We start from the raw sequence: 19,531 nt of genomic DNA on the forward strand, positions 1-19,531 counted from the left end.
TATCTGACGCGCGGTTCGGGGACCATCGATGGAAATGTTTGCGCTCGACGACGAAGTATCGCAGTGGGAAACCGCCCTGCCGACCTTGCACGGACCGGCTCGTCTGCCGGTGCTGGTGCCGCTGGCCTGGCACCTGCGCCAGCGCGACAGTGTCCGCGCCGTCGCCCTGGCCCGTGAAGGCCTGGGCCTGCTGCCTGCCACCACGCTGGCGCCCGAGGCGCAGACCTTGACCTCGGCGCGGCTGCGGCTGGTCGAAACCGAGGCGGCGTGGCTGCAAGGCCGCCTGTCGGAAGCCGACACCCTGGCCGCCGCCATCGCTGAACAGTTGCAGGCGATCGACGACCTGCGCGCCCGCGCCGACACCCACTGGCTGCGCGGCTGGATCGCCATCGACGGCGGCGACCATCCGGGCGGCATCGCCCACCTCGAACGCATGGCCGCCGTCGCCGCCCAAGCCGGCGACACCGAACGCGTTGCCATCGCCGAAGCGACGATCGCGCGCTGGGCCGTCATCGAAGACATGCGCGCGGCCGAACGGCGCTGGGGCACCCACTTCGAACACTTCCAGCACCATCTGGTCGCCGACGCCGGCGCCACGGTGCAACCGGCCGCGCCGATCGCCCCCATGGAACAGGGCGTGGCCGCGTGGATCGGCGACTTTTTCGGCACCCGCGCCAGCCAGGGCGGCCACTACGGCGCCGCCGCCGGCCACTTCATCCGCGCCTACGAGGCCGCGCGCGCCACCGGCCAGGTCCGGGCGGCCATCACCGCCGCCGTCAACGTCGGTCTCGACTTCGCCATCCTGCACGACCACCACGCCGCGCTCGACTGGCTGCAGCGGGCGCTCGACCTGGCCCGCCCGACCGGCTGGCCGCGCAGCGTCGGCGCCTGCCTGTCGCACACGGCAGACACCATGCGCCGCCTGGGCCGGCTCGACGCGAGCGCCGAACTGCTGGCCGAAGCGCTGGCCGTGCTGGCGCCGCTGCCGGCCGGCCGCAGCTACGCCTCGGCGCTGCACTTCCTGGGCGACCTGTCGCTCGAGCGCGCCGATTACGCCGCCGCGCTGGACGCCTTCAGCGGCCTGGAACAGCGCGCCGCCGCGTTGCGCCAGGTCGATCTGCACAGCGTGGCCCGCCGCGGCCAGGCCCACGCGCTGTGCTTCCTCGACCGTCCGCGGGAGGCGCTCGACGCCGCCGCCCACGCCATCGAACTGGCCACCGCGCAGGACCACCTGGACAACCACGTGGCCGCGCTGCGCGTGCTGTCGGAGATCCATGCGCGCCACGCGCTGCCGCCGCCACCCGGCATGACCGAGGCCAACGCCACGCTGCACTACCTGCACCGGGCGCTGGCGGTGGCCTCGCGCATCGACGGCTACACGCTGCCGGGCGACCTGCTCGACGCGCTCGGCGCCCAGTACGCCCGCATCGGCGACCATGCCCAGGCCTACGCCTCGGCGCTGTCGGCGGCCGCCGCGCGCGCCAAGACCCACGGTCAGGAAGCCACCAACCGCGCCATCGCCATGCAGGTGCACCACCAGACCGAGCGCGCCCGCGCCGAGGGCCTGCACCACCGCCTGCTGGCCGCGTCCGAGGCGCACCGCGCCGAACTGCTGCTGCAAACCACCGCCACGCTCGAACGGCTGTCGGTGATCGGCCGCGAGATCACCACCCACCTCGACGCCGCCGCCATCTTCGCCGCGCTCAACGCCCACGTGCAGGCGCTGCTGCCGGCCAACACCTTCGCCATCTACCTGTGCGATCCCGGCTTTGACACCCTGAGCCGCGTGTTCGGCGTCGAAAACGGCGAGCCGCTGGCCAACAACACCATCGCCGTCGACAACCCACGCGCCAACGCCGCCCGCTCCCTGCGCGAGCGCATCGAGATCTACGTCGACGACGCCGGCCCGGACGACATCTTCCTCGCCCCCGGCACGCAGCTGATGTCGTGCGCGCTGTACGTGCCGCTGCTGGTTGGCGAACGCACGCTGGGCGTGATGACGGTGCAGGCGGCCCGCGCGCGCGCCTATGGCGAACGCGAACGGCTGATCTTCCGCACCTTGTGCGCCTATGGCGCCATCGCGCTCGACAACGCCCAGGCCTACCGCCAGCTGCAGGACGCGCAGGCGCAGCTGGTGTCGCAGCAAAAGCTGGCGGCGCTGGGCGCGCTGATGGCCGGCGTCGCCCACGAATTGAACACGCCGATCGGCAACAGCCTGCTGATCGCCAGCACGCTGCACCAGAAAACCGGGGAGCTGGCGTTGCGCCTGGCCGGCCCGGGGCTGCGCCGCTCCGACCTGTCCACCTACCTTGACGACGCCGTCGCCGCGCACGCGCTGGTCATGCGCGGGCTCACCAGCGCGGCCGACCTGGTCAACAGCTTCAAGCAGGTGGCGGTAGACCGCACCACCGAGCAGCGCCGCCGCTTCGACCTGCAGCAGGTGGCCACCGAAGTCATCGCCACGATGATGAACCGGGTGCGCGCCAGCGGCCACCGCATCGAGGTCGAGGTGCCGGCCGATATCGCCATGGACAGCTATCCCGGCCCGTTGGGCCAGGTCATCGCCAATTTCATCAACAACGCGCTGCTGCACGCGTTCGGCGGCGCCGACGCCGGCCCTGGCAACGGCAACGGCGGCGGGCGCATGTGGCTGCGGGCGGCGCTGCCGGCCGACGGCAAAGTGACCCTGGTGTTCGGCGACGATGGCGCCGGCATCGCCCCCGAGCATATGTCGCGCATCTTCGATCCCTTCTTCACCACCAAGCTGGGCCAGGGTGGCAGCGGGCTGGGACTGTCGATCAGTTACAATATCGTCACGTCGGTGCTGGGCGGGCAAATCACCGTCCACAGCGCCCCCGGCGGCACCACGTTTACGCTGGAGCTGCCGTTGACCGCGCCGGCGCCGGCGCCGAGCGCCGCCGACGCGCGGATCTACCGTTAGGATCTATCCATAAAATCGGCCCCGCAGACAGCACAATCTGCGGCAATTCGCCCCTTTGGCCGAATTGCCTTTATAATTGTCCGGCTCAGCCGGCCGCGCATCCAGTCACGGGCCAGTTCACCTGTCAGTTGTCATTATGCCTATCCAAAAACCGATCAAGCATTACCTGCAGTTTTCCGACTTCACGTTGGCCGAATACGAGTACGTCATCGAGCGCGCGCACCTGATCAAGCGAAAGTTCAAAAACTACGAGATCTATCATCCGCTGATCGACCGTACGCTGGTGATGGTGTTCGAGAAAAACTCCACCCGCACCCGTTTGTCGTTCGAGGCAGGCATGCACCAGCTGGGCGGCGCCGCCATCTACCTGAACACGCGCGACTCCCAACTGGGACGCGGCGAGCCGGTGGAAGACGCCGGCCAGGTGATGAGCCGCATGTGCGACATCATCATGGTGCGCACCTTCGGCCAGGACATCATCGAGCGTTTCGCCGCCCATTCGCGCGTGCCGGTGATTAACGGCCTGACCAACGAGCACCACCCGTGCCAGGTGTTCGCCGACATCTTCACCTTCTACGAGCATCGCGGCCCGATCGCCGGCAAGACCGTGGCCTGGATCGGCGACGCCAACAACATGCTGTATTCGTGGCTGCAGGCGGCCGAGGTGTTCGGCTTCCACGTCAACGTCTCCACGCCCAAGGGCTACGACATGGACATGTCGCTGGTGTCGACCGACCGCTACACCTTCTTCGCCAATCCGGCCGACGCCTGCGCCGGCGCGCACCTGGTCAACACCGACGTCTGGACCAGCATGGGCTACGAAGAGGAAAACGCCGCCCGCATCAAAGCCTTCGACGGCTGGATCGTCGATGCCGCGAAAATGGCGCGCGCCGCGCCGGACGCGCTGTTCATGCACTGCCTGCCCGCCCACCGCGGCGAGGAAGTGGCCGCCGAGGTGATCGACGGCCCGCAGTCGGTGGTCTGGGACGAGGCGGAAAACCGCCTGCATATCCAGAAGGCCCTGATCGAATATCTGCTGCTCGGCCGCGTCGACGGGCAGTGAGCCGCCGCAGTGATCCCAACATAAAATCTATAACACTTCACCTCCATTGGAACTAGCATGAGCGATATTAAAAAAGTAGTCCTCGCCTACTCGGGCGGCCTCGATACCTCCGTCATCCTCAAATGGCTGCAGGATAACTACCAGTGCGAAATCGTCACCTTCACCGCCGATCTGGGTCAGGGCGAGGAACTGGAGCCGGCGCGCGCCAAGGCGATCAAGTTCGGCATCAAGCCGGAGAACATCTACATCGACGACGTGCGCGAGGAGTTCGTCCGCGACTTCGTGTTCCCGATGTTCCGCGCCAATACCGTGTACGAAGGCGAATACCTGCTGGGCACCTCGATCGCGCGTCCGTTGATCGCCAAGCGCCTGATCGAAATCGCCAACGAGACCGGCGCCGACGCCATCTCGCACGGCGCCACCGGCAAGGGCAACGACCAGGTGCGCTTCGAACTGGGCGCCTACGCGCTCAAACCGGGCGTGAAGATCATCGCCCCATGGCGTGAATGGGACCTGCTGTCGCGCGAAAAACTGTTGAAGTACGCGGAAGACGCCGGCATCGACATCGACATGAAGCACAAGAACGGCGGCGCGCCGTACTCGATGGACGCCAACCTGCTGCACATCTCGTTCGAAGGCCGCCACCTGGAAAACCCGAGCGCCGAAGCCGAGGAAACCATGTGGCGCTGGAGCGTGAGCCCGGAGAACGCGCCCGACCAGGCCGAGTACCTGGACCTGGAATACGAGCGTGGCGACATCGTCGCCATCAATGGTGTGCGCATGTCGCCGGCCACCGTGCTGACCGAACTCAATCGCCTCGGCGGCAAGCATGGCATCGGCCGTCTGGACCTGGTGGAAAACCGCTACGTCGGCATGAAGTCGCGCGGCTGCTACGAAACCCCGGGCGGCACCATCATGCTCAAGGGCCACCGCGCCATCGAGTCGATCACGCTGGACCGCGAAGTGGCCCACCTGAAGGACGACCTGATGCCGCGCTACGCGTCGATGATCTACAACGGCTACTGGTGGGCGCCGGAGCGCGTCGCGCTGCAAACGCTGATCGACCACACCCAGGCCACCGTCAACGGCTGGGTGCGCGTCAAGCTTTACAAAGGCAACGTCATTGTCGTCTCGCGCGACTCGAAGACCGACTCGCTGTTTGATATGAACATCGCAACCTTCGACGAGGACGGCGGCGCCTACAACCAGGCCGACGCCGGCGGTTTCATTAAACTGAACGCGCTGCGCATGCGCATCGCCGCCAACGCGCGCCTCAAGCGCGGACAGTAAAACGGGTCGTGGCGCAGCGTATACGCCACGCTTGACGCCGAAACGGGCCGCTGAATCAGCGGCCCGTTTTTTTTGTCCTCCACAGGGTGCGACAAGGTGATACATTGCTCCCACCGCATCATCGTAGTGGAGCATGCATGTTAAAAGACCTTGGTATCAAGACAAAACTCGCCCTCGCCTTCGGTGCCATCGTCGCTGTCATCCTGGCGCTGCTGCTGGTGGCGTTCACCAACTTCCTCAAGCTTTCCAGCGCGGGCGAGTGGGACCGCCACACGCAGGAAGTGCTGATCGAGGTGGCGGCCATCGACAACGCGCTGCTGCAGGTGCAAAGCGCGAACCGCGGCTTCATGCTGACCGGCGTCGAAACCATCGCCGCGCCGATCACCGCCGCCCAGGCGCTGGCGCGCAAGCAGATGGATAAAGTCGCCTTCCTCACGCGCGACAATCCGGGACAACAGGCCCGCATGGCCAAATTGCGGCCGCTGTTCGAAGACTGGATGGGCAACGTCATCGAGCCGCTGGTGGCCAGGCGGCGCGCGCTGAACAAGACGGTCGGCATGTCGATGCAGGCCGCGTCGATCGCCGATATCCAGGGCGGCACCGCCACCATGATCGCCATGCGCCAGCTGATACGCGACATGTCGGCCGAGGAAACGCGCCTGCTGGCGCTGCGCTCGAACGCCTCGAACGAGCTGCAGCAAACCATGCGCCTGCTGCTCACCATCGGCGGCGCCGCCTGCGTGCTGCTGGCCGTCGTCGTCGGCATCGTGCTGACGCGCGCGCTGTTGGCGCCGCTGAACAGCCTGACCCACGCGGTCGGGCGCATCGCCGGGGGCGACCAGTCGGCGCGCGCGCCGGTGCTGGCGGCCGATGAACTGGGCAAAGTCACCGTCGAATTCAACCGCATGGCGCAGGCCATCCAGGACAGCCAGGCCGACGCGCAGGCTGCCACCGACCTGCTCAAGTCCAAGGTCGACTCGCTGCTTGGCGTGGTGTCCAAGGCTGCCTCGGGCGACCTGACCGGCCGCATCGAGGTTACCGGCGCGGACGCCATCGGCCAGCTCGCGCATGGTCTGGACCGCATGTTCGACAACCTGCGCGGACTGCTCAACAACGTGCAGAAGGCCGGCATCCAGGTCACCACCTCGGCCACCGAGATCGCCGCCTCGGCCAAGCAGCAGGAGGCCACCGGCATCGAGCAGTCGCAGACCAGCATCGAGATCCTCAGCACCACCAAACAGATCTCGGCCAACACGGCCGAACTGCTCAAGACGATGGAGGAGGCCACCGCCGTCGCCGACTACACCACCAGCGCCACCGCCGAGGCGCAGACCAACCTGCAACGCATGGACGGCACCATGCAGCACATGGTCGCGGCCACCGAATCGATCAACGCCAAGCTGGCCGCCTTGTCGGAAAAGGCCTCCAACATCAACGGCGTTTTGATCACCATCACCAAGGTCGCCGACCAGACCAACATCCTGTCGCTCAACGCCGCCATCGAAGCCGAGAAGGCCGGCGACGCCGGCCGCGGCTTCTCGGTCGTGGCCACCGAGATCCGCCGCCTGGCCGACCAGACCTCGGTGTCGACCTGGGACATCGAACAGATGCTCAAGGAGATGCAGTCGGCCGTCTCGGCCAGCGTGATGGGCATGGACAAATTCTCCGAGGAGATCCGCCGCAGCGTCGGCGAGGTGCGCCAGGTGACCGACCAGCTATCCGGCGTGATGGACCAGGTGCAGAAACTGGCGCCGCAGTTCGACGCCGTGCTGCAGGGGATGCAATCGCAGGCGGTGGGCGCGCAGCAGATCTCGGAGACGATGATGCAGCTGAACGACGCCACCCAGCAGACGGTCGAGTCGCTCAAGTCGACCAGCGAGGCGGTGCACCAGCTGCAGTACGCGGCCGGCGACCTGCAAACGAGTGTCGCCAATTTTGCCGTAGCCGGCTAGGCGTGGGACAATGCCGCCCTAACACGGCCATAGGAGAAAAAATGTTGAAGCACTTAAGCATCAAGACCAAACTGTATCTGGGCTTCGGCGTCATCCTGGCCATCATCCTGCTGCTGCTGACGATCGCCTACAACCGCTTCAACAGCCTGTCGGAGGCCAACGCGTGGGACCGGCATTCGATGGACGTGATCCAGGCCATCGACAACCTGCGCAACGATCTGCTGCAAGTGCAGGTGGAGGCGCGCGGCTACTACCTCACCGGCGCGCCGATTCGGCTCGAGCGGGCGCGCAAGGAGCTGCTCGACATCCCCGCCTCGATTCAACAACTGCAAAAGCTGGTGCAGGACAATCCGCAACAGCTGGCGCGCTTCAAACAGCTCGAGTCGATGACCGAAGGCTGGGCCAAGGACGTCATCACCACGCAGCTGGCGATGCGCGAACAAATGGGCGACAAACCCGGCGCGGCCGACGCCATGGGCCGCACGCCGCAACTGGCCGGCGGCAATTCGGTCATCGGCAATATCTACAAATTCATGAACGATGCGTCGGCGGAGGAAAACCGGCTGCTGGCCGAGCGCACCGCTGCCTCCGAAAGCCTGCAGGCCAGCATGCGGCTGTTGTTGTCGGCCGGCGGCGTGGCGTGCGTGGCGCTGGCCGCGCTGGTGGCCTGGCTGCTGGTGCGCGCGCTGTCAACGCCGCTCAACAACCTGACCCAGGCGGTCGGGCGCATCGCCGCCGGCGAGCAATCGGCGCGCGCGCTGGTGCTGTCGTCCGATGAACTGGGCAAGGTCAGCATCGAATTCAACCGCATGGCGCAGGCCATCCAGGACAGCCAGGCCAACGAACAGGCGGCCACCAACCTGCTCAAGTCCAAAGTGGATTCGCTGCTCGGCGTGGTGTCGAAGGCCGCCTCCGGCGACCTGACCGGCAAGATCGACATCACCGGCGCCGACGCCATCGGCCAGTTGGGCCATGGGCTCGACCGCATGTTCGACAACCTGCGCGGACTGCTCAACAACGTGCAGAAGGCCGGCATCCAGGTCACCACCTCGGCCACCGAGATCGCCGCCTCGGCCAAGCAGCAGGAGGCCACCGGCATCGAGCAGGCGCAAACCAGCATCGAGATCCTCAGCACCACCAAGGAGATCTCGGCCAACACCATCCAGCTGCTCAAGACGATGGAGGAGGCCACCGCCGTCGCCGACTACACCACCAGCGCCACCGCCGAGGCGCAGACCAACCTGCAACGCATGGACGGCACCATGCAGCACATGGTCGCGGCCACCGATTCGATCAACGCCAAGCTGGCCGCCTTGTCGGAGAAGGCCTCCAACATCAACGGCGTTTTGATCACCATCACAAAGGTTGCCGACCAGACCAACATCCTGTCGCTCAACGCCGCCATCGAGGCCGAAAAGGCCGGCGACGCCGGGCGCGGCTTCTCGGTCGTGGCCACCGAGATCCGCCGCCTGGCCGACCAGACCTCGGTGTCGACCTGGGACATCGAACAGATGCTCAAGGAGATGCAGTCGGCCGTCTCGGCCAGCGTGATGGGCATGGACAAATTCTCCGAGGAGATCCGCCGCAGCGTCGGCGAGGTGCGCCAGGTGACCGACCAGCTATCCGGCGTGATGGACCAGGTGCAGAAACTGGCGCCGCAGTTCGACGCCGTGCTGCAGGGGATGCAGTCGCAGGCAGTCGGCGCGCAGCAGATCTCGGAGACGATGATGCAGCTGAACGACGCCACCCAGCAGACGGTCGAATCGCTCAAGGCCACCAGCGAGGCGGTGCACCAGTTGCAGTACGCGGCCGGCGACCTGCAAACGAGCGTCGCCAACTTCGCCGTCGCGGTCTAGGAACGGGCGCGATGAAGCTGCTCGTCTTCCACATCGGCGCCGACCGCTACGGCCTGCGGCTGCGCGACGTGGTGCGCGTGGTGCCGCTGCTCGAGCTCAAACACCTGCCGCTGGCGCCCGACGCCGTGGCCGGCCTGATGGATTACCACGGCCAGTCGGTGCCGGTGATCGATCTGTGCCGCCTCAGCGGCCTGCCCGCCGGTGAGGATTACTTCGACACCCGCATCATCGTGGTCGAGTACCACACGCCGCAGGGCGCCAATCATCCGCTCGGGCTGCGCGCCGAGCGCGTGGTGGGTGTGCAGGAAGTGGGCGAGACGCGCCTGACCGACAGCGGCGTGCGGGCCGCGCCCTTCCTCGGCCAGGTCGCCGGCGATGCCGACGGCATGCTGCAACTGGTCGAACTGCAGCAGCTGTTGCCGGCGTCGTTGCGCGCCACGCTGTTCCAGCCGGCCGACGCGTCACAGGACCCGCTGCCATGAGCCCGGCCCAAGCCATGCTGCACGCCGCGACGGGCTTAAGCCTGTCCAAGGCCGTGGTCGACCGCGCCATCCGCCAGCGCGTGCAGGTCACGGGCGCGCGCGACGCCGAGGCCTATCTGGAAGCGATCGCGCCGGCGGAGATGGAAGCGCTGGTGGAGCTGGTGGTGGTACCGGAATCGTGGTTCTACCGCGACCAGCAAGCCTTCCATGCGGCGGCCGAGTACATCGTCGCGCGCCTGGCGTCCGCCCCGGAGCGCATGCTGCGCGTCCTGTCGGTGCCATGCGCCGGCGGCGAGGAACCCTACACGATGGCGATGGTGCTGTCGGACGCCGGCGTCCCTAACGACAGCTTCATCATCGACGCCGTCGATATCAGCCAGGGCTGCATCGAGCGCGCCAGGACCGGCGTCTATGGCCGCAACGCTTTCCGTAACCAGGATCTGGGCTTCCGAGATCGCCACTTCACCGCCTGCGCCGGCGACGAGTTCCGCATCAATGACGCCATCCGCAAGCAGGTGCGCTTCAGGCAAGCCAATATCCTGGACGCGGACCTGGACCCGCGCGCCGGTTCGTACGACGTCATCTTTTGCCGCAACCTGCTGATCTACTTCGACAAGCCGACCACGCGCGCGGCCATCGGCAAGCTCGATCAGCTGCTGCGTCGGGACGGCCTGCTGTTTGTCGGCTATGCGGAAGTGCCGTCGCTGTGCCAGAACGGCTTTGCCCCGCTGCCGTATACGCAGGCATTCGGTTTGACCAGGGAAGTGGCGGTTGAACGACGCAAAGTGGCGCGCGTGGCGGCGCCGCCGCGGTCCCTGACGCCGTTGCCGGCGCCGGTCCGGCCGACGCTGCGCGACGCGCCGGCGGCCGTGTCCACGCCACCGCGGTCGCCGGCGTCTGCGCCCTCTTCCAAGCGAGCCTGGAGCCCAGCGCCCTTCGCCACCGTGACGCCGGACACCGACCTGCTGGCAGACGCGCGCCGCCTGGCCGACCTGGGGCAACTCAAGGAAGCCGAAGGCAAATGCCGCGACTATCTGGCGCAGGTGCCCGATTCGGCCGATGCCTACTTCATACTCGGACTGCTCAACGAATCGTCCAAGAAGCCACGGCTGGCCGAAGACTACTGGAAGCGCTGCATCTATCTGCAGCCGGACCACTACGAAGCATTGTGCCATTTGGCCCTGCTGGCCGAAACCAACAGCGACGCGGCCACCGCCGCCGCGCTCAAGGCCCGCGCGGCGCGTATCTACAAACGCCAGCAGGCATCATAAGGGCGTCCACACATGACGATCACCACCCCAGCCACCCCGCTCGCGGCCATCGAAGACTGCTGGAACCGCATCGGCGTGGTCGGCGACCAGAGTTGCGATAAGCTCCAACAGCACGTCCACTGCCGCAATTGCGACGTCTACGCCGGCGCCGCGCAGCGCAACCTGCAACGCCTCGTCGGCGAGGACTATAAAAAGGACTGGGCTACGCACTTCCGCCATGCCGCCACCGACACGCAGGCGCTCGACGCCTCGTGCCTGGTGTTCCGCGTCGGCCGCGAATGGCTGTCGCTGCCCACCAAGCTGTTCGTCTCGGTGGCACCGCAGGCCGTGCCTCACCGGCTGCCGCACCGCAAGGCACTGGGGCTGATCGGCGTCGTCAACGTCGGCGGCACGCTGCATCCCTGCATGTCGCTGGCGGCCCTGCTGGGCATCGACGAGAGCGAAGGCGAGGCCGCGACCCACCGCCACACCTTCGCGCGGGTGCTGCTGATCCGCTGGGAGGAGCAGTCCTACGCGCTGCCGGTGGCCGACCTGCACGGCATCATGCGCTACGCCTCGGCCAGCGTGCAAGCGCCCGCCGCCACCATCAACAAAGGGCTGAGCCGCTTCCTGTCGGGCGTGCTGTCGCACCAGGACATGCATATCGGGATGCTCGATGCGGCGCTGATCGGCTACCAACTCGCGAGGACGCTGCGATGAGCCAGGATAACAACGGAGACCTGAGCCAGTTCTCCATGATGGACCTGTTCCGCATGGAGGCGGACAGCCAGACCCAGATCCTGACCGACGGCCTGCTGGCCATGGAGCGCCTGAAGCACGACGCCGGGGCGGTCGAGTCGATGATGCGCGCCGCCCATTCGATCAAGGGCGCCGCCGCCATCGTCGGCCTGGAGGTGGTGGTGCAGCTGGCGCACCGCATGGAGGACGCCTTCGTCGCCGCCCAACACGGCAAGCTGGCGCTAACCGCCAACCGGGTCGACGTGCTGCTGGCGGGCGTAGATCTGATACTGCAGCTGTCGCGTCTCCAGGACAGCGGCCTTGACGCCTGGCTTGGCGCCAACGCCGCCCTCGTCACGCGCACGCTCGACGCCATCACCACCATCGCCTTCCTTCCCGATCCGGTCAACCTGCAAGCGGAAGCGGGCCTGCTGCCGCCGATCTCGATACCGGTGACGGCGGCGCCCTACTTCCCTCCCGGCGAACTGCCGGTGGCGAAGCCGGCGCCGACGCCGGCGCCGGTCAACGTAGCCGCCCCGATATCCGCAGCCGAATCGGCGCCGGCGCCGGACGATGCGCCATTGGCGCCGGCCGCGCGCGCACACGCCGCACCCAAGGCCGCACAGAACTTCGACAAACTGCTGTCGCTGGCGAGCGAGTCGCGCATCAACGCGCACCAGATGCATCCGTTCGTGCAGAATATGCAGCGCTTCAAGCGCAACCAGAGCAGCCTGTTTTCCGTCATCGAGCAGCTGCACGAGGCGATCGCCAACAGCACCGACGCCAAGCTGAAGGAACAGTCGCTGGTGGCGCTGCAAAAGACCCATCCGCTCAAACAGTTCGTACTGGAGCACATCGCCGACATCGAGGCCTACGAGCGCCGCCTGCTGGCGGTCTCGCAAAACATGGTGGACGAGGTGCTGACCATGCGCATGCGGCCATTCCGCGACGGCGTGCAGTCGTTCCCGCGCATGGTGCGCGATCTGGCGCGAACGCTGGGCAAGGATGTGCGCCTGGAGATCATCGGCGAGGACACGCTGGTCGACCGCGACATCCTCGCGAAGATAGAAAGTCCGCTCAACCACATGCTGCGCAACGCCATCGACCACGGCATGGACACGGCGTCGGCGCGCATCGAAGCGGGCAAGCCGGCCACCGGCACCATCGTGCTCGAGGCGAAGCACCGCGCCGGCATGCTCAGTATCGAAATCAGCGACGACGGCCGCGGCGTCGATCTGGAAAAAATCCGCCGCCGGGTGGTCGAGCGCAAGATGGCCAGCGCGCAGATGGCCGCCTCGCTGTCGTCGGCCGAACTGCTGGAATTCCTGTTCCTGCCGGCCTTCAGCCTGAAAGACAGCACCACCGAGATTTCCGGACGCGGCGTGGGGCTCGACATCGTGCACGAAACCATCCGTTCGCAAAACGGCACGGTGCGCATCGAATCGGAACTCGGCGTCGGTTTCCGCACCTGCATCACGCTGCCGTTGACGCAGTCCATCGCGCGGGCGCTGGTGGTGGACGTCAAGGGCGAAGCCTACGCGCTGCCCATCGCCCAGGTCGAGCGCGTAATCAAGATCCCGCAGGCGGCCATCCACACGCTGGAGAACAAACAGTTCTTCGACTTCGGCGGCGAGCATCTGGGCCTGGTCTCGGCCTCGCAAGTGCTCGAACTTGGCGATACCGACGCCGGCAGCGGCGAGCTGGCGGTGGTCGTCATCGGCACCGGCGCGCGCCGCTATGCGCTGGTGGTCGACACCATCCGCAGCGAACAAAGCCTGGCGGTGCAAAGCATCGATCCGATCTTCGGCAAGATGCGCGACATTTCGGCCGCCGCCCTGCTCGACGACGGCGAGCCGGTGCTGATCCTGGACGTGCCGGACCTGCTGCTGTCGATCGAAAAACTGCTGCACGAGGGCGGCCTGCACCAGCTGACCAAGTCCGACCACGCCGAGCGGCGCCGGACCAAACGCATCCTGGTGGTCGACGATTCGCTGACGGTGCGCGAAATGGAACGCAAGCTGCTGCTAAGCCGGGGCTTCCAGGTCGATATCGCGATCGACGGCATCGATGGCTGGAACGTGGTGCGCAGCGGCGACTACGACCTGGTGATCACCGATGTCGACATGCCGCGCATGGATGGTATCGAGCTTGTCACGCTTATAAAGAAGGACATTCACCTCCATAAGCTGCCAGTCATGATAGTCTCCTATAAAGACCGACCCGAAGACCGGGCGCGCGGGCTGTCGGCCGGCGCGGACTACTACCTGACCAAGGGCAGCTTCCACGACGAGACGCTGCTTGACGCGGTCAGCGATTTGATTGGAGACGCCCGTAGATGAAGATCGCCATCGCCAACGATGTCGCCATGGCGGCCGAAGCGCTGCGGCGCGTGGTGGCCAGCACCGCCGAACACCAGGTGCTGTGGATTGCCCGCACCGGCGCGGAGGCGGTGCGCATGTGCGCCGACAACCGCCCCGACCTGATTTTGATGGACCTGAACATGCCGGAGCTGGACGGCGTCGAGGCGACCCGGCAGATCATGGAACATAGCCCATGCGCGATCCTGGTGGTCACCGGCCGGCCGCAGGACAACGTCAACCAGGTGTTCCGCGCGCTGGGTGCCGGTGCGCTGGACGTGACGGCGACCCCGGTGTTGCAGGGCCAGCCCGGCGGCGACGCCGAGCTGCTGGCCAAGATCCGCACCATGGACAAGCTGATACGCCACAGCGGCGGCAGCCAGGCGATGGCGCCGCGAACCTCGCTGAACGGCGCCGCCAACGGCCATGGCCTAAGCGCCCACCACGGCGCCGACGCGCCGGGCATGCCGGTGCCGGTGACGTCGCTGCTGGCGATCGGCGCCTCGACCGGCGGCCCAATGGCCGTTTCCAAGCTGCTGGCCGGCTGGACGCCGCCACGCGGCTGCGCCATCGTCGTGGTACAGCACATCGACCAGCACTTCGCCGACAATTTCGCCCGCTGGCTCGGCGAGCAGCTCGACATGCCGGTGCGCGCGGCCGAGGAAGGCGACGAACTGGTCGCCGGCACCGTCCTTATCGCCAAGAGCAACGACCACTTAACGCTGGATCAAAATTTTCGCTTGCGGTACGATGCCAATCCGAAGGAATACGCCTACCGGCCGTCGGTCGACGTGTTTTTCCATTGCGTCGCCCAGCTCTGGAAGGGCGAGGCGATTGGCGTGCTGCTGACCGGCATGGGCCGCGACGGCGCCGAGGGCCTGCTGGCCATGCGCCGCGCCGGCCACACCACGATCGCGCAGGACCAGGCCAGCAGCGCGGTGTACGGCATGCCGCGCGCCGCCGCCGAACTGGACGCGGCGCAGATGATATTACCGCTGACGAAAATCGGCCCCGTTTTACGCAATACCCTGGGCAGCCGCTGACCGGCGCGCCGCCCACATATAAAGAGAACATCGATGTCCGAAGCAAACGCATTTTCATCAGATTCAGAAGCCGCGCTGACCGCCTTCAAGGTCCGGGTACTGCTGGTCGACGACCAGTTGATCATCGTCGAGGCGGTGCGCCGCATGCTGAGCGACCAGCCCGATATCGAGTTCCACTACACGACCGACGCCGGCAAGGCGCTGCAGACCGCCTTGCAGCTGCAACCGACGGTAATCCTGCAGGACCTGGTGATGCCGACCATCGACGGCTTCGGCTTGATCGCGATCTATCGGGCCGAGGAATCGCTGCGCCACGTGCCGGTGATCGTACTATCGGCCAAGGAGGATCCGAAGCTCAAGGCGCACAGCTTCGCCACGGGCGCCAACGACTACATGGTCAAGCTGCCCGACAAGCTCGAACTGCTGGCGCGCGTGCGCTATCACTCGGGCGCGCATATCAGCCGCCTGCAGCGCGACCAGGCGTTCCGTTTCCTGCGCGAGAGCCAGAAGAACCTGGCCGACGCCAACATCGAACTGCAAAAGCTGGCCGCGCTCGACGCGCTGACCGGCATCGCCAACCGCCGCCGCTTCGACGAGACGATGGGGATCGAATGGCAGCGCGCGCAGCGTGACAAGAAACCACTGACCCTGCTGATGTGCGACGTGGATTTCTTCAAACTGTATAACGACAGCTTCGGCCACCTCGCGGGCGATTTGTGCCTGAAGAAGGTGGCGGCCGTCCTGACCGAACATTTAAAGCGCCCCGCCGATCTGGCGGCGCGCTACGGCGGCGAGGAGTTCGCCATCATCCTGCCTGAGACCCCGCTGACCGGAGCACTGATCGTGGCCGAGTCATGCCGCCGACACCTGGAACAGCTGGCCATCGAGAATCCGCAAGCGAACACCGACCTGTCATCGGTGACGATGTCGATCGGCGTGGCGAGTGTGATACCGTCGCCGCAGTCGAGTATCGAGGACTTGATCGAGCTGGCCGACCAGGCGCTGTACGCCGCCAAACACGCAGGCCGCAACCGCGTCATGAGCGCGGACGCCCTGCCCGGCGCCACATCCCCCTTATCCGAACAAGGAAAAACAGCAGCATGAGTGCTCAATTTGATCAAGTCAGCGTCGTCAAGAAATCGAACATCTATTTCGACGGCAAATGCGTCTCGCACAATATCATCCTCGCCGACGGCAGCAAGAAAAGCGTCGGCGTCATCTTCCCATCCAGCCTGACGTTCAACACCGGCGCGCCGGAGACGATGGAAATCACCGGCGGCGTGTGCAAGGTGCGCCAGGCCGGCGCCGCAGAATGGCAGACGTACGGCGCGGGGCAGGAATTCAAAGTGGGCGCGAATAGCCACTTCGACATCGAAACCGTGGAGACGGTCGATTACGTTTGCCACTTCGGCTGATCGCCGACCCCGCACGGCGATCCGCAGCGGAGGTGCGGGTTCAGACGAACACCGGCTCCGGCTCGAGCAGCACGCCGTACTTCGCCTGCACATCCGCCTGGATCGCCCGCGCCAGCGCCACCACATCGGCGCCGGTGGCGCCACCGTTATTCACCAGTACCAGCGCCTGTTCCGGATAGACGCCGGCCGCGCCCAGGTTCCTGCCCTTCCATCCGCACTGATCGATCAGCCAGCCGGCCGCCAGCTTCTCGGTGCCGTCGGGCTGCAAGTGATGCACCAGCGCCGGAAAACGCTCCAGCAGCGCCGCGCACTGCGCGCCCGTCACCACCGGATTTTTGAAGAAGCTGCCGGCGTTGCCGATCACCGCCGGATCAGGCAGTTTGCGGCGGCGTATCGCCACCACCGTGTCGGCCACCTGCTGCGCGCTGGGCGCCGCCAAGCCTTGCGCCGCCACCGCCTGCGCCAGTTCCGCATACCGCAAGTTCGGATGCCACTCCTTCGGCAGCGCGAACGTCACATCCAGGATGACCAGATGCCGCCCGGCGTCCTGCTTGAAGACGCTGTCGCGGTACGCAAACCGGCAGGCGCCTGCATCCATCGCATAGGTGGTCGCACTGCGTGGATCGAACACCGTCACGCTGTGGAACACGTCCTTGGTCTCAAGGCCATACGCGCCGATATTCTGGATCGGCGCCGCGCCGACGGTGCCGGGAATAAGCGACAGGTTTTCCAGCCCGCCGAGGCCCTGCGCCAGCGTCCACTGCACGAAGGCGTGCCAGTTCTCGCCGGCGGCCGCGCGTACAAAATGGTGGCGCTCATCGCCGCCGACCACCTGTTTACCTTCGAGCGCGATGTGCAGCACCAGGCCGGGAAAATCTCCCGTCAGCAGCAAATTGCTGCCGCCGCCCAAAACCAGACGCGGCAAAGCGGCCAAGGCGGGATCGGCAATAGCACCGAGCAATTGCTCTGTTTTCGTGACGCGCAAATACGCGTGTGCGGTCGCGGCGATGCCGAAGGTGTTGAGTGACTGTAGGGGAAACTGGTGCTGGATCGAGGACTGTGGATGCATGGAGGAAAAACCGATTAATTTAGTCGATTATAGAGCGAAACAAGCAAAAAACCAGCGCCCGTATGGGGGTGACTGGCCGGTTGTCCGTTAAAATGTCAGACTTTGATGGGGAGCGGTATCGCCCCATGCCACACGAAAAGGAAATAGCCATGCCGTCGTTTGATGTAGTGTCCGAAGCAGATATGATCGAAGTGAAAAATGCCGTCGAGCAATCTCAAAAGGAAATCGCCACCCGCTTCGACTTCAAGGGGACCGGCGCATCCGTCGAGCACAAGGAAAACGAACTGACCGTTGTTGCCGATTCCGAGTTCCAACTGCAGCAGGTACGTGACGTGCTGACCAACAAACTGTCCAAGCGCAAGGTCGACGTGCGCTTCCTCGAAGACGGCGACATCAAAAAGGTCGGCGGCGACAAGGTCAAGCAAGTGATCAAGATCAAGAACGGCATCGAGGCCGATGCGGCCAAAAAAATCGTGCGCGTCATCAAGGACAGCAAAATGAAGGTGCAGGCCAGCATCCAGGGCGAGGCCGTGCGTGTGACCGGCGCCAAGCGCGACGATTTGCAGGCCGCGATGGCCATGCTGCGCAAGGACGTCCCCGACATGCCGCTCGAGTTCAACAACTTCCGCGACTGATCCCGCCAGCGCGGCCTGGCCGCGCCGTCACAAGACGGTAGCACAGTTGGAGTAGAATAATCTGCATAGCAATGTGCAAAAATACGAACTCCACCAATGTGCTACCGCGCGACCTGCATAGCGCCTGGCTCCACGCCCGGCAACCAACCTCGGTAGTCTAAGGATAGCAATGAAACGTGTTGATGATTTCCGCCTGCGATTTGGCAAAAACGAGTACGTGCCCATCATGGTCGGCGGAATGGGGGTCGACATTTCGACTTCGGAACTGGCGCTGGAAGCCGCCCGCCTCGGCGGCATCGGCCACATCTCCGACGCGATGGTTGAGGACGTGTCCGACCGCAAGTTCGATACGAGCTTCGTCAAGGATAAGACCAAGCTCTACAAATTCAACATCAACAATTCGGACAAGTCGGTCGTGCAGTTCGACCTCGAGCGCCTGGCCGACGCCCAGCGCCGCCATATCGGCGCCACCATGGCCGCGAAAAAAGGCGATGGCCTGATCTTCGTGAACTGCATGGAAAAGCTGACCATGAACGGCCCGCGCGAGACCTTGCGCACGCGTCTGAACGCGGCGCTCGACGCCGGCATCGACGGCATCACCTTGTCGGCCGGCCTGCACTTCGGCTCGTTCGCGCTGATGGCCGACCACCCGCGCTTCCGCGAAGCCAAGCTCGGCATCATCGTCTCGTCGGTGCGCGCGCTGCAAATCTTCCTGCGCAAGAACGCCAAGCTGGACCGTCTGCCGGACTTCATCATCGTCGAAGGCCCGCTGGCCGGCGGCCACCTCGGCTTCGGCATGGACTGGGCCGAGTACGACCTGATGGCGATCACCAAGGAAGTGCTGGCCTACCTGAAAACGGAAAACCTCGACATTCCGCTGATCGCGGCCGGCGGCATCTTCACCGGCAGCGACGCCGTCAGCTTCCTGGAAGCGGGCGCGGCGGGCGTGCAGGTGGCGACCCGCTTCACCATCACCAACGAATGCGGCCTGCCGGCCAAGGTCAAGCAGGAATACGTCAAGGCCACCGAGGACGACATCATCGTCAACGGCATCTCGCCGACCGGCTACCCGATGCGCATGCTGAAAAGCACGCCGGCGATCGGCGGCGGCATCCGTCCAGGTTGCGAGTCCTACGGCTACCTGCTGGACGCGACCGGCAACTGCGCGTACATCAACTCGTACAACCGCGAAGTGGCGGCCCATCCGAACGAGAAAAACATCGTGGTGATGGATAAAACCTGCCTGTGCACGCACATGCGCAACTTCAACTGCTGGACCTGCGGCCACTACACCTACCGCCTGAAGGACACCACGCACAAGAAGCCGGACGGCGATTACCAGCTGCTGTCGGCCGAGCACGTGTTCAAGGACTATCAGTTCAGCACCGACAACCAGATCGCGCTGCCGGAAAAAGAGTTCTGACCGGCGACGGATCGCGG

15 protein-coding genes are annotated in these 19,531 nt (G+C 65.6%); 14 read left to right on the forward strand and 1 reads right to left on the reverse strand.

The genetic code is table 11. From position 1 onward, the window contains the following. Positions 1 to 28: 28 nt before the first annotated feature. The 12 genes from ACZ0BA_RS14465 to ppnP all read left to right on the forward strand — a co-directional run bounded on the left by ACZ0BA_RS14465 (position 29) and on the right by ppnP (position 16,387). The gene (locus tag ACZ0BA_RS14465; protein ID WP_463451938.1) at positions 29 to 2,941 is read left to right on the forward strand and encodes an ATP-binding protein; all 2,913 of its coding nucleotides are present in this window, start codon (positions 29 to 31) and stop codon (positions 2,939 to 2,941) included. Positions 2,942 to 3,077: 136 nt separating this feature from the next. After that, on the forward strand, positions 3,078 to 4,004 hold the full coding sequence (gene argF / locus ACZ0BA_RS14470) for an ornithine carbamoyltransferase (protein ID WP_463451939.1): 927 nt from the start codon (positions 3,078 to 3,080) through the stop codon (positions 4,002 to 4,004). 57 nt (positions 4,005 to 4,061) lie between these two features. After that, complete coding sequence (locus ACZ0BA_RS14475) at positions 4,062 to 5,294, forward strand: argininosuccinate synthase (RefSeq protein ID WP_090327521.1); 1,233 nt, start codon at positions 4,062 to 4,064, stop codon at positions 5,292 to 5,294. 137 nt (positions 5,295 to 5,431) lie between these two features. Next, on the forward strand, positions 5,432 to 7,246 hold the full coding sequence (locus tag ACZ0BA_RS14480) for a methyl-accepting chemotaxis protein (protein ID WP_463451940.1): 1,815 nt from the start codon (positions 5,432 to 5,434) through the stop codon (positions 7,244 to 7,246). A gap of 41 nt (positions 7,247 to 7,287) precedes the next feature. Next, entirely contained in the window at positions 7,288 to 9,102 is a 1,815-nt protein-coding gene (locus ACZ0BA_RS14485) for a methyl-accepting chemotaxis protein (RefSeq protein ID WP_463451941.1), read from the forward strand. 11 nt (positions 9,103 to 9,113) lie between these two features. Then, positions 9,114 to 9,584 carry a chemotaxis protein CheW gene (locus tag ACZ0BA_RS14490; protein ID WP_463451942.1) on the forward strand — a complete coding sequence of 157 codons (471 nt, stop codon included), beginning with the start codon at positions 9,114 to 9,116 and terminating at the stop codon, positions 9,582 to 9,584. Continuing rightward, positions 9,581 to 10,855: a CheR family methyltransferase gene (locus ACZ0BA_RS14495; RefSeq protein ID WP_463451943.1), complete on the forward strand. Its 1,275-nt coding sequence runs from the start codon at positions 9,581 to 9,583 to the stop codon at positions 10,853 to 10,855. Before ACZ0BA_RS14490 ends, ACZ0BA_RS14495 begins: the two co-directional genes overlap by 4 nt. 12 nt (positions 10,856 to 10,867) lie before the next feature. Further along, entirely contained in the window at positions 10,868 to 11,554 is a 687-nt protein-coding gene (locus ACZ0BA_RS14500; protein ID WP_463451944.1) for a chemotaxis protein CheW, read from the forward strand. Then, positions 11,551 to 13,911, forward strand: coding sequence for a hybrid sensor histidine kinase/response regulator (locus ACZ0BA_RS14505; protein ID WP_463451945.1), 2,361 nt, complete (start codon positions 11,551 to 11,553; stop codon positions 13,909 to 13,911). Before ACZ0BA_RS14500 ends, ACZ0BA_RS14505 begins: the two co-directional genes overlap by 4 nt. Further along, positions 13,908 to 14,972: a chemotaxis-specific protein-glutamate methyltransferase CheB gene (gene cheB, locus ACZ0BA_RS14510; RefSeq protein ID WP_463451946.1), complete on the forward strand. Its 1,065-nt coding sequence runs from the start codon at positions 13,908 to 13,910 to the stop codon at positions 14,970 to 14,972. The genes ACZ0BA_RS14505 and cheB overlap by 4 nt, the downstream gene beginning before the upstream one ends. A 33-nt stretch (positions 14,973 to 15,005) precedes the next feature. Then, the gene (locus ACZ0BA_RS14515; protein WP_463451947.1) at positions 15,006 to 16,076 is read left to right on the forward strand and encodes a diguanylate cyclase; all 1,071 of its coding nucleotides are present in this window, start codon (positions 15,006 to 15,008) and stop codon (positions 16,074 to 16,076) included. After that, positions 16,073 to 16,387: a pyrimidine/purine nucleoside phosphorylase gene (gene ppnP / locus ACZ0BA_RS14520; RefSeq protein ID WP_463451948.1), complete on the forward strand. Its 315-nt coding sequence runs from the start codon at positions 16,073 to 16,075 to the stop codon at positions 16,385 to 16,387. The genes ACZ0BA_RS14515 and ppnP overlap by 4 nt, the downstream gene beginning before the upstream one ends. A 40-nt stretch (positions 16,388 to 16,427) precedes the next feature. Here ppnP and murB read toward each other — a convergent pair whose 3' ends face one another. Further along, entirely contained in the window at positions 16,428 to 17,456 is a 1,029-nt protein-coding gene (murB, locus tag ACZ0BA_RS14525) for a UDP-N-acetylmuramate dehydrogenase (protein WP_463451949.1), read from the reverse strand. A gap of 149 nt (positions 17,457 to 17,605) precedes the next feature. Here murB and ACZ0BA_RS14530 point away from each other — a divergent pair, with 149 nt between their 5' ends. Together ACZ0BA_RS14530 and ACZ0BA_RS14535 are read left to right on the forward strand one after the other, a co-directional pair. Further along, complete coding sequence (locus ACZ0BA_RS14530) at positions 17,606 to 18,091, forward strand: YajQ family cyclic di-GMP-binding protein (protein ID WP_209720217.1); 486 nt, start codon at positions 17,606 to 17,608, stop codon at positions 18,089 to 18,091. A gap of 169 nt (positions 18,092 to 18,260) precedes the next feature. Continuing rightward, positions 18,261 to 19,514 carry a nitronate monooxygenase gene (locus ACZ0BA_RS14535; protein ID WP_463451950.1) on the forward strand — a complete coding sequence of 418 codons (1,254 nt, stop codon included), beginning with the start codon at positions 18,261 to 18,263 and terminating at the stop codon, positions 19,512 to 19,514. The last annotated feature ends 17 nt before the right edge of the window (positions 19,515 to 19,531 follow it).

It is taken from the genome of Duganella sp. AC917, assembly GCF_979258245.1.

What these genes read in the sequence shown, in the direction of transcription:
- ACZ0BA_RS14465 (WP_463451938.1), top strand. Translation starts at nt 29, where the DNA reads ATGGAAATGTTTGCGCTCGACGACGAAGTATCGCAGTGGGAAACCGCC.
- argF (WP_463451939.1), top strand. Translation starts at nt 3,078, where the DNA reads ATGCCTATCCAAAAACCGATCAAGCATTACCTGCAGTTTTCCGACTTC.
- ACZ0BA_RS14475 (WP_090327521.1), top strand. Translation starts at nt 4,062, where the DNA reads ATGAGCGATATTAAAAAAGTAGTCCTCGCCTACTCGGGCGGCCTCGAT.
- ACZ0BA_RS14480 (WP_463451940.1), top strand. Translation starts at nt 5,432, where the DNA reads ATGTTAAAAGACCTTGGTATCAAGACAAAACTCGCCCTCGCCTTCGGT.
- ACZ0BA_RS14485 (WP_463451941.1), top strand. Translation starts at nt 7,288, where the DNA reads ATGTTGAAGCACTTAAGCATCAAGACCAAACTGTATCTGGGCTTCGGC.
- ACZ0BA_RS14490 (WP_463451942.1), top strand. Translation starts at nt 9,114, where the DNA reads ATGAAGCTGCTCGTCTTCCACATCGGCGCCGACCGCTACGGCCTGCGG.
- ACZ0BA_RS14495 (WP_463451943.1), top strand. Translation starts at nt 9,581, where the DNA reads ATGAGCCCGGCCCAAGCCATGCTGCACGCCGCGACGGGCTTAAGCCTG.
- ACZ0BA_RS14500 (WP_463451944.1), top strand. Translation starts at nt 10,868, where the DNA reads ATGACGATCACCACCCCAGCCACCCCGCTCGCGGCCATCGAAGACTGC.
- ACZ0BA_RS14505 (WP_463451945.1), top strand. Translation starts at nt 11,551, where the DNA reads ATGAGCCAGGATAACAACGGAGACCTGAGCCAGTTCTCCATGATGGAC.
- cheB (WP_463451946.1), top strand. Translation starts at nt 13,908, where the DNA reads ATGAAGATCGCCATCGCCAACGATGTCGCCATGGCGGCCGAAGCGCTG.
- ACZ0BA_RS14515 (WP_463451947.1), top strand. Translation starts at nt 15,006, where the DNA reads ATGTCCGAAGCAAACGCATTTTCATCAGATTCAGAAGCCGCGCTGACC.
- ppnP (WP_463451948.1), top strand. Translation starts at nt 16,073, where the DNA reads ATGAGTGCTCAATTTGATCAAGTCAGCGTCGTCAAGAAATCGAACATC.
- murB (WP_463451949.1), bottom strand. Translation starts at nt 17,456, where the DNA reads ATGCATCCACAGTCCTCGATCCAGCACCAGTTTCCCCTACAGTCACTC.
- ACZ0BA_RS14530 (WP_209720217.1), top strand. Translation starts at nt 17,606, where the DNA reads ATGCCGTCGTTTGATGTAGTGTCCGAAGCAGATATGATCGAAGTGAAA.
- ACZ0BA_RS14535 (WP_463451950.1), top strand. Translation starts at nt 18,261, where the DNA reads ATGAAACGTGTTGATGATTTCCGCCTGCGATTTGGCAAAAACGAGTAC.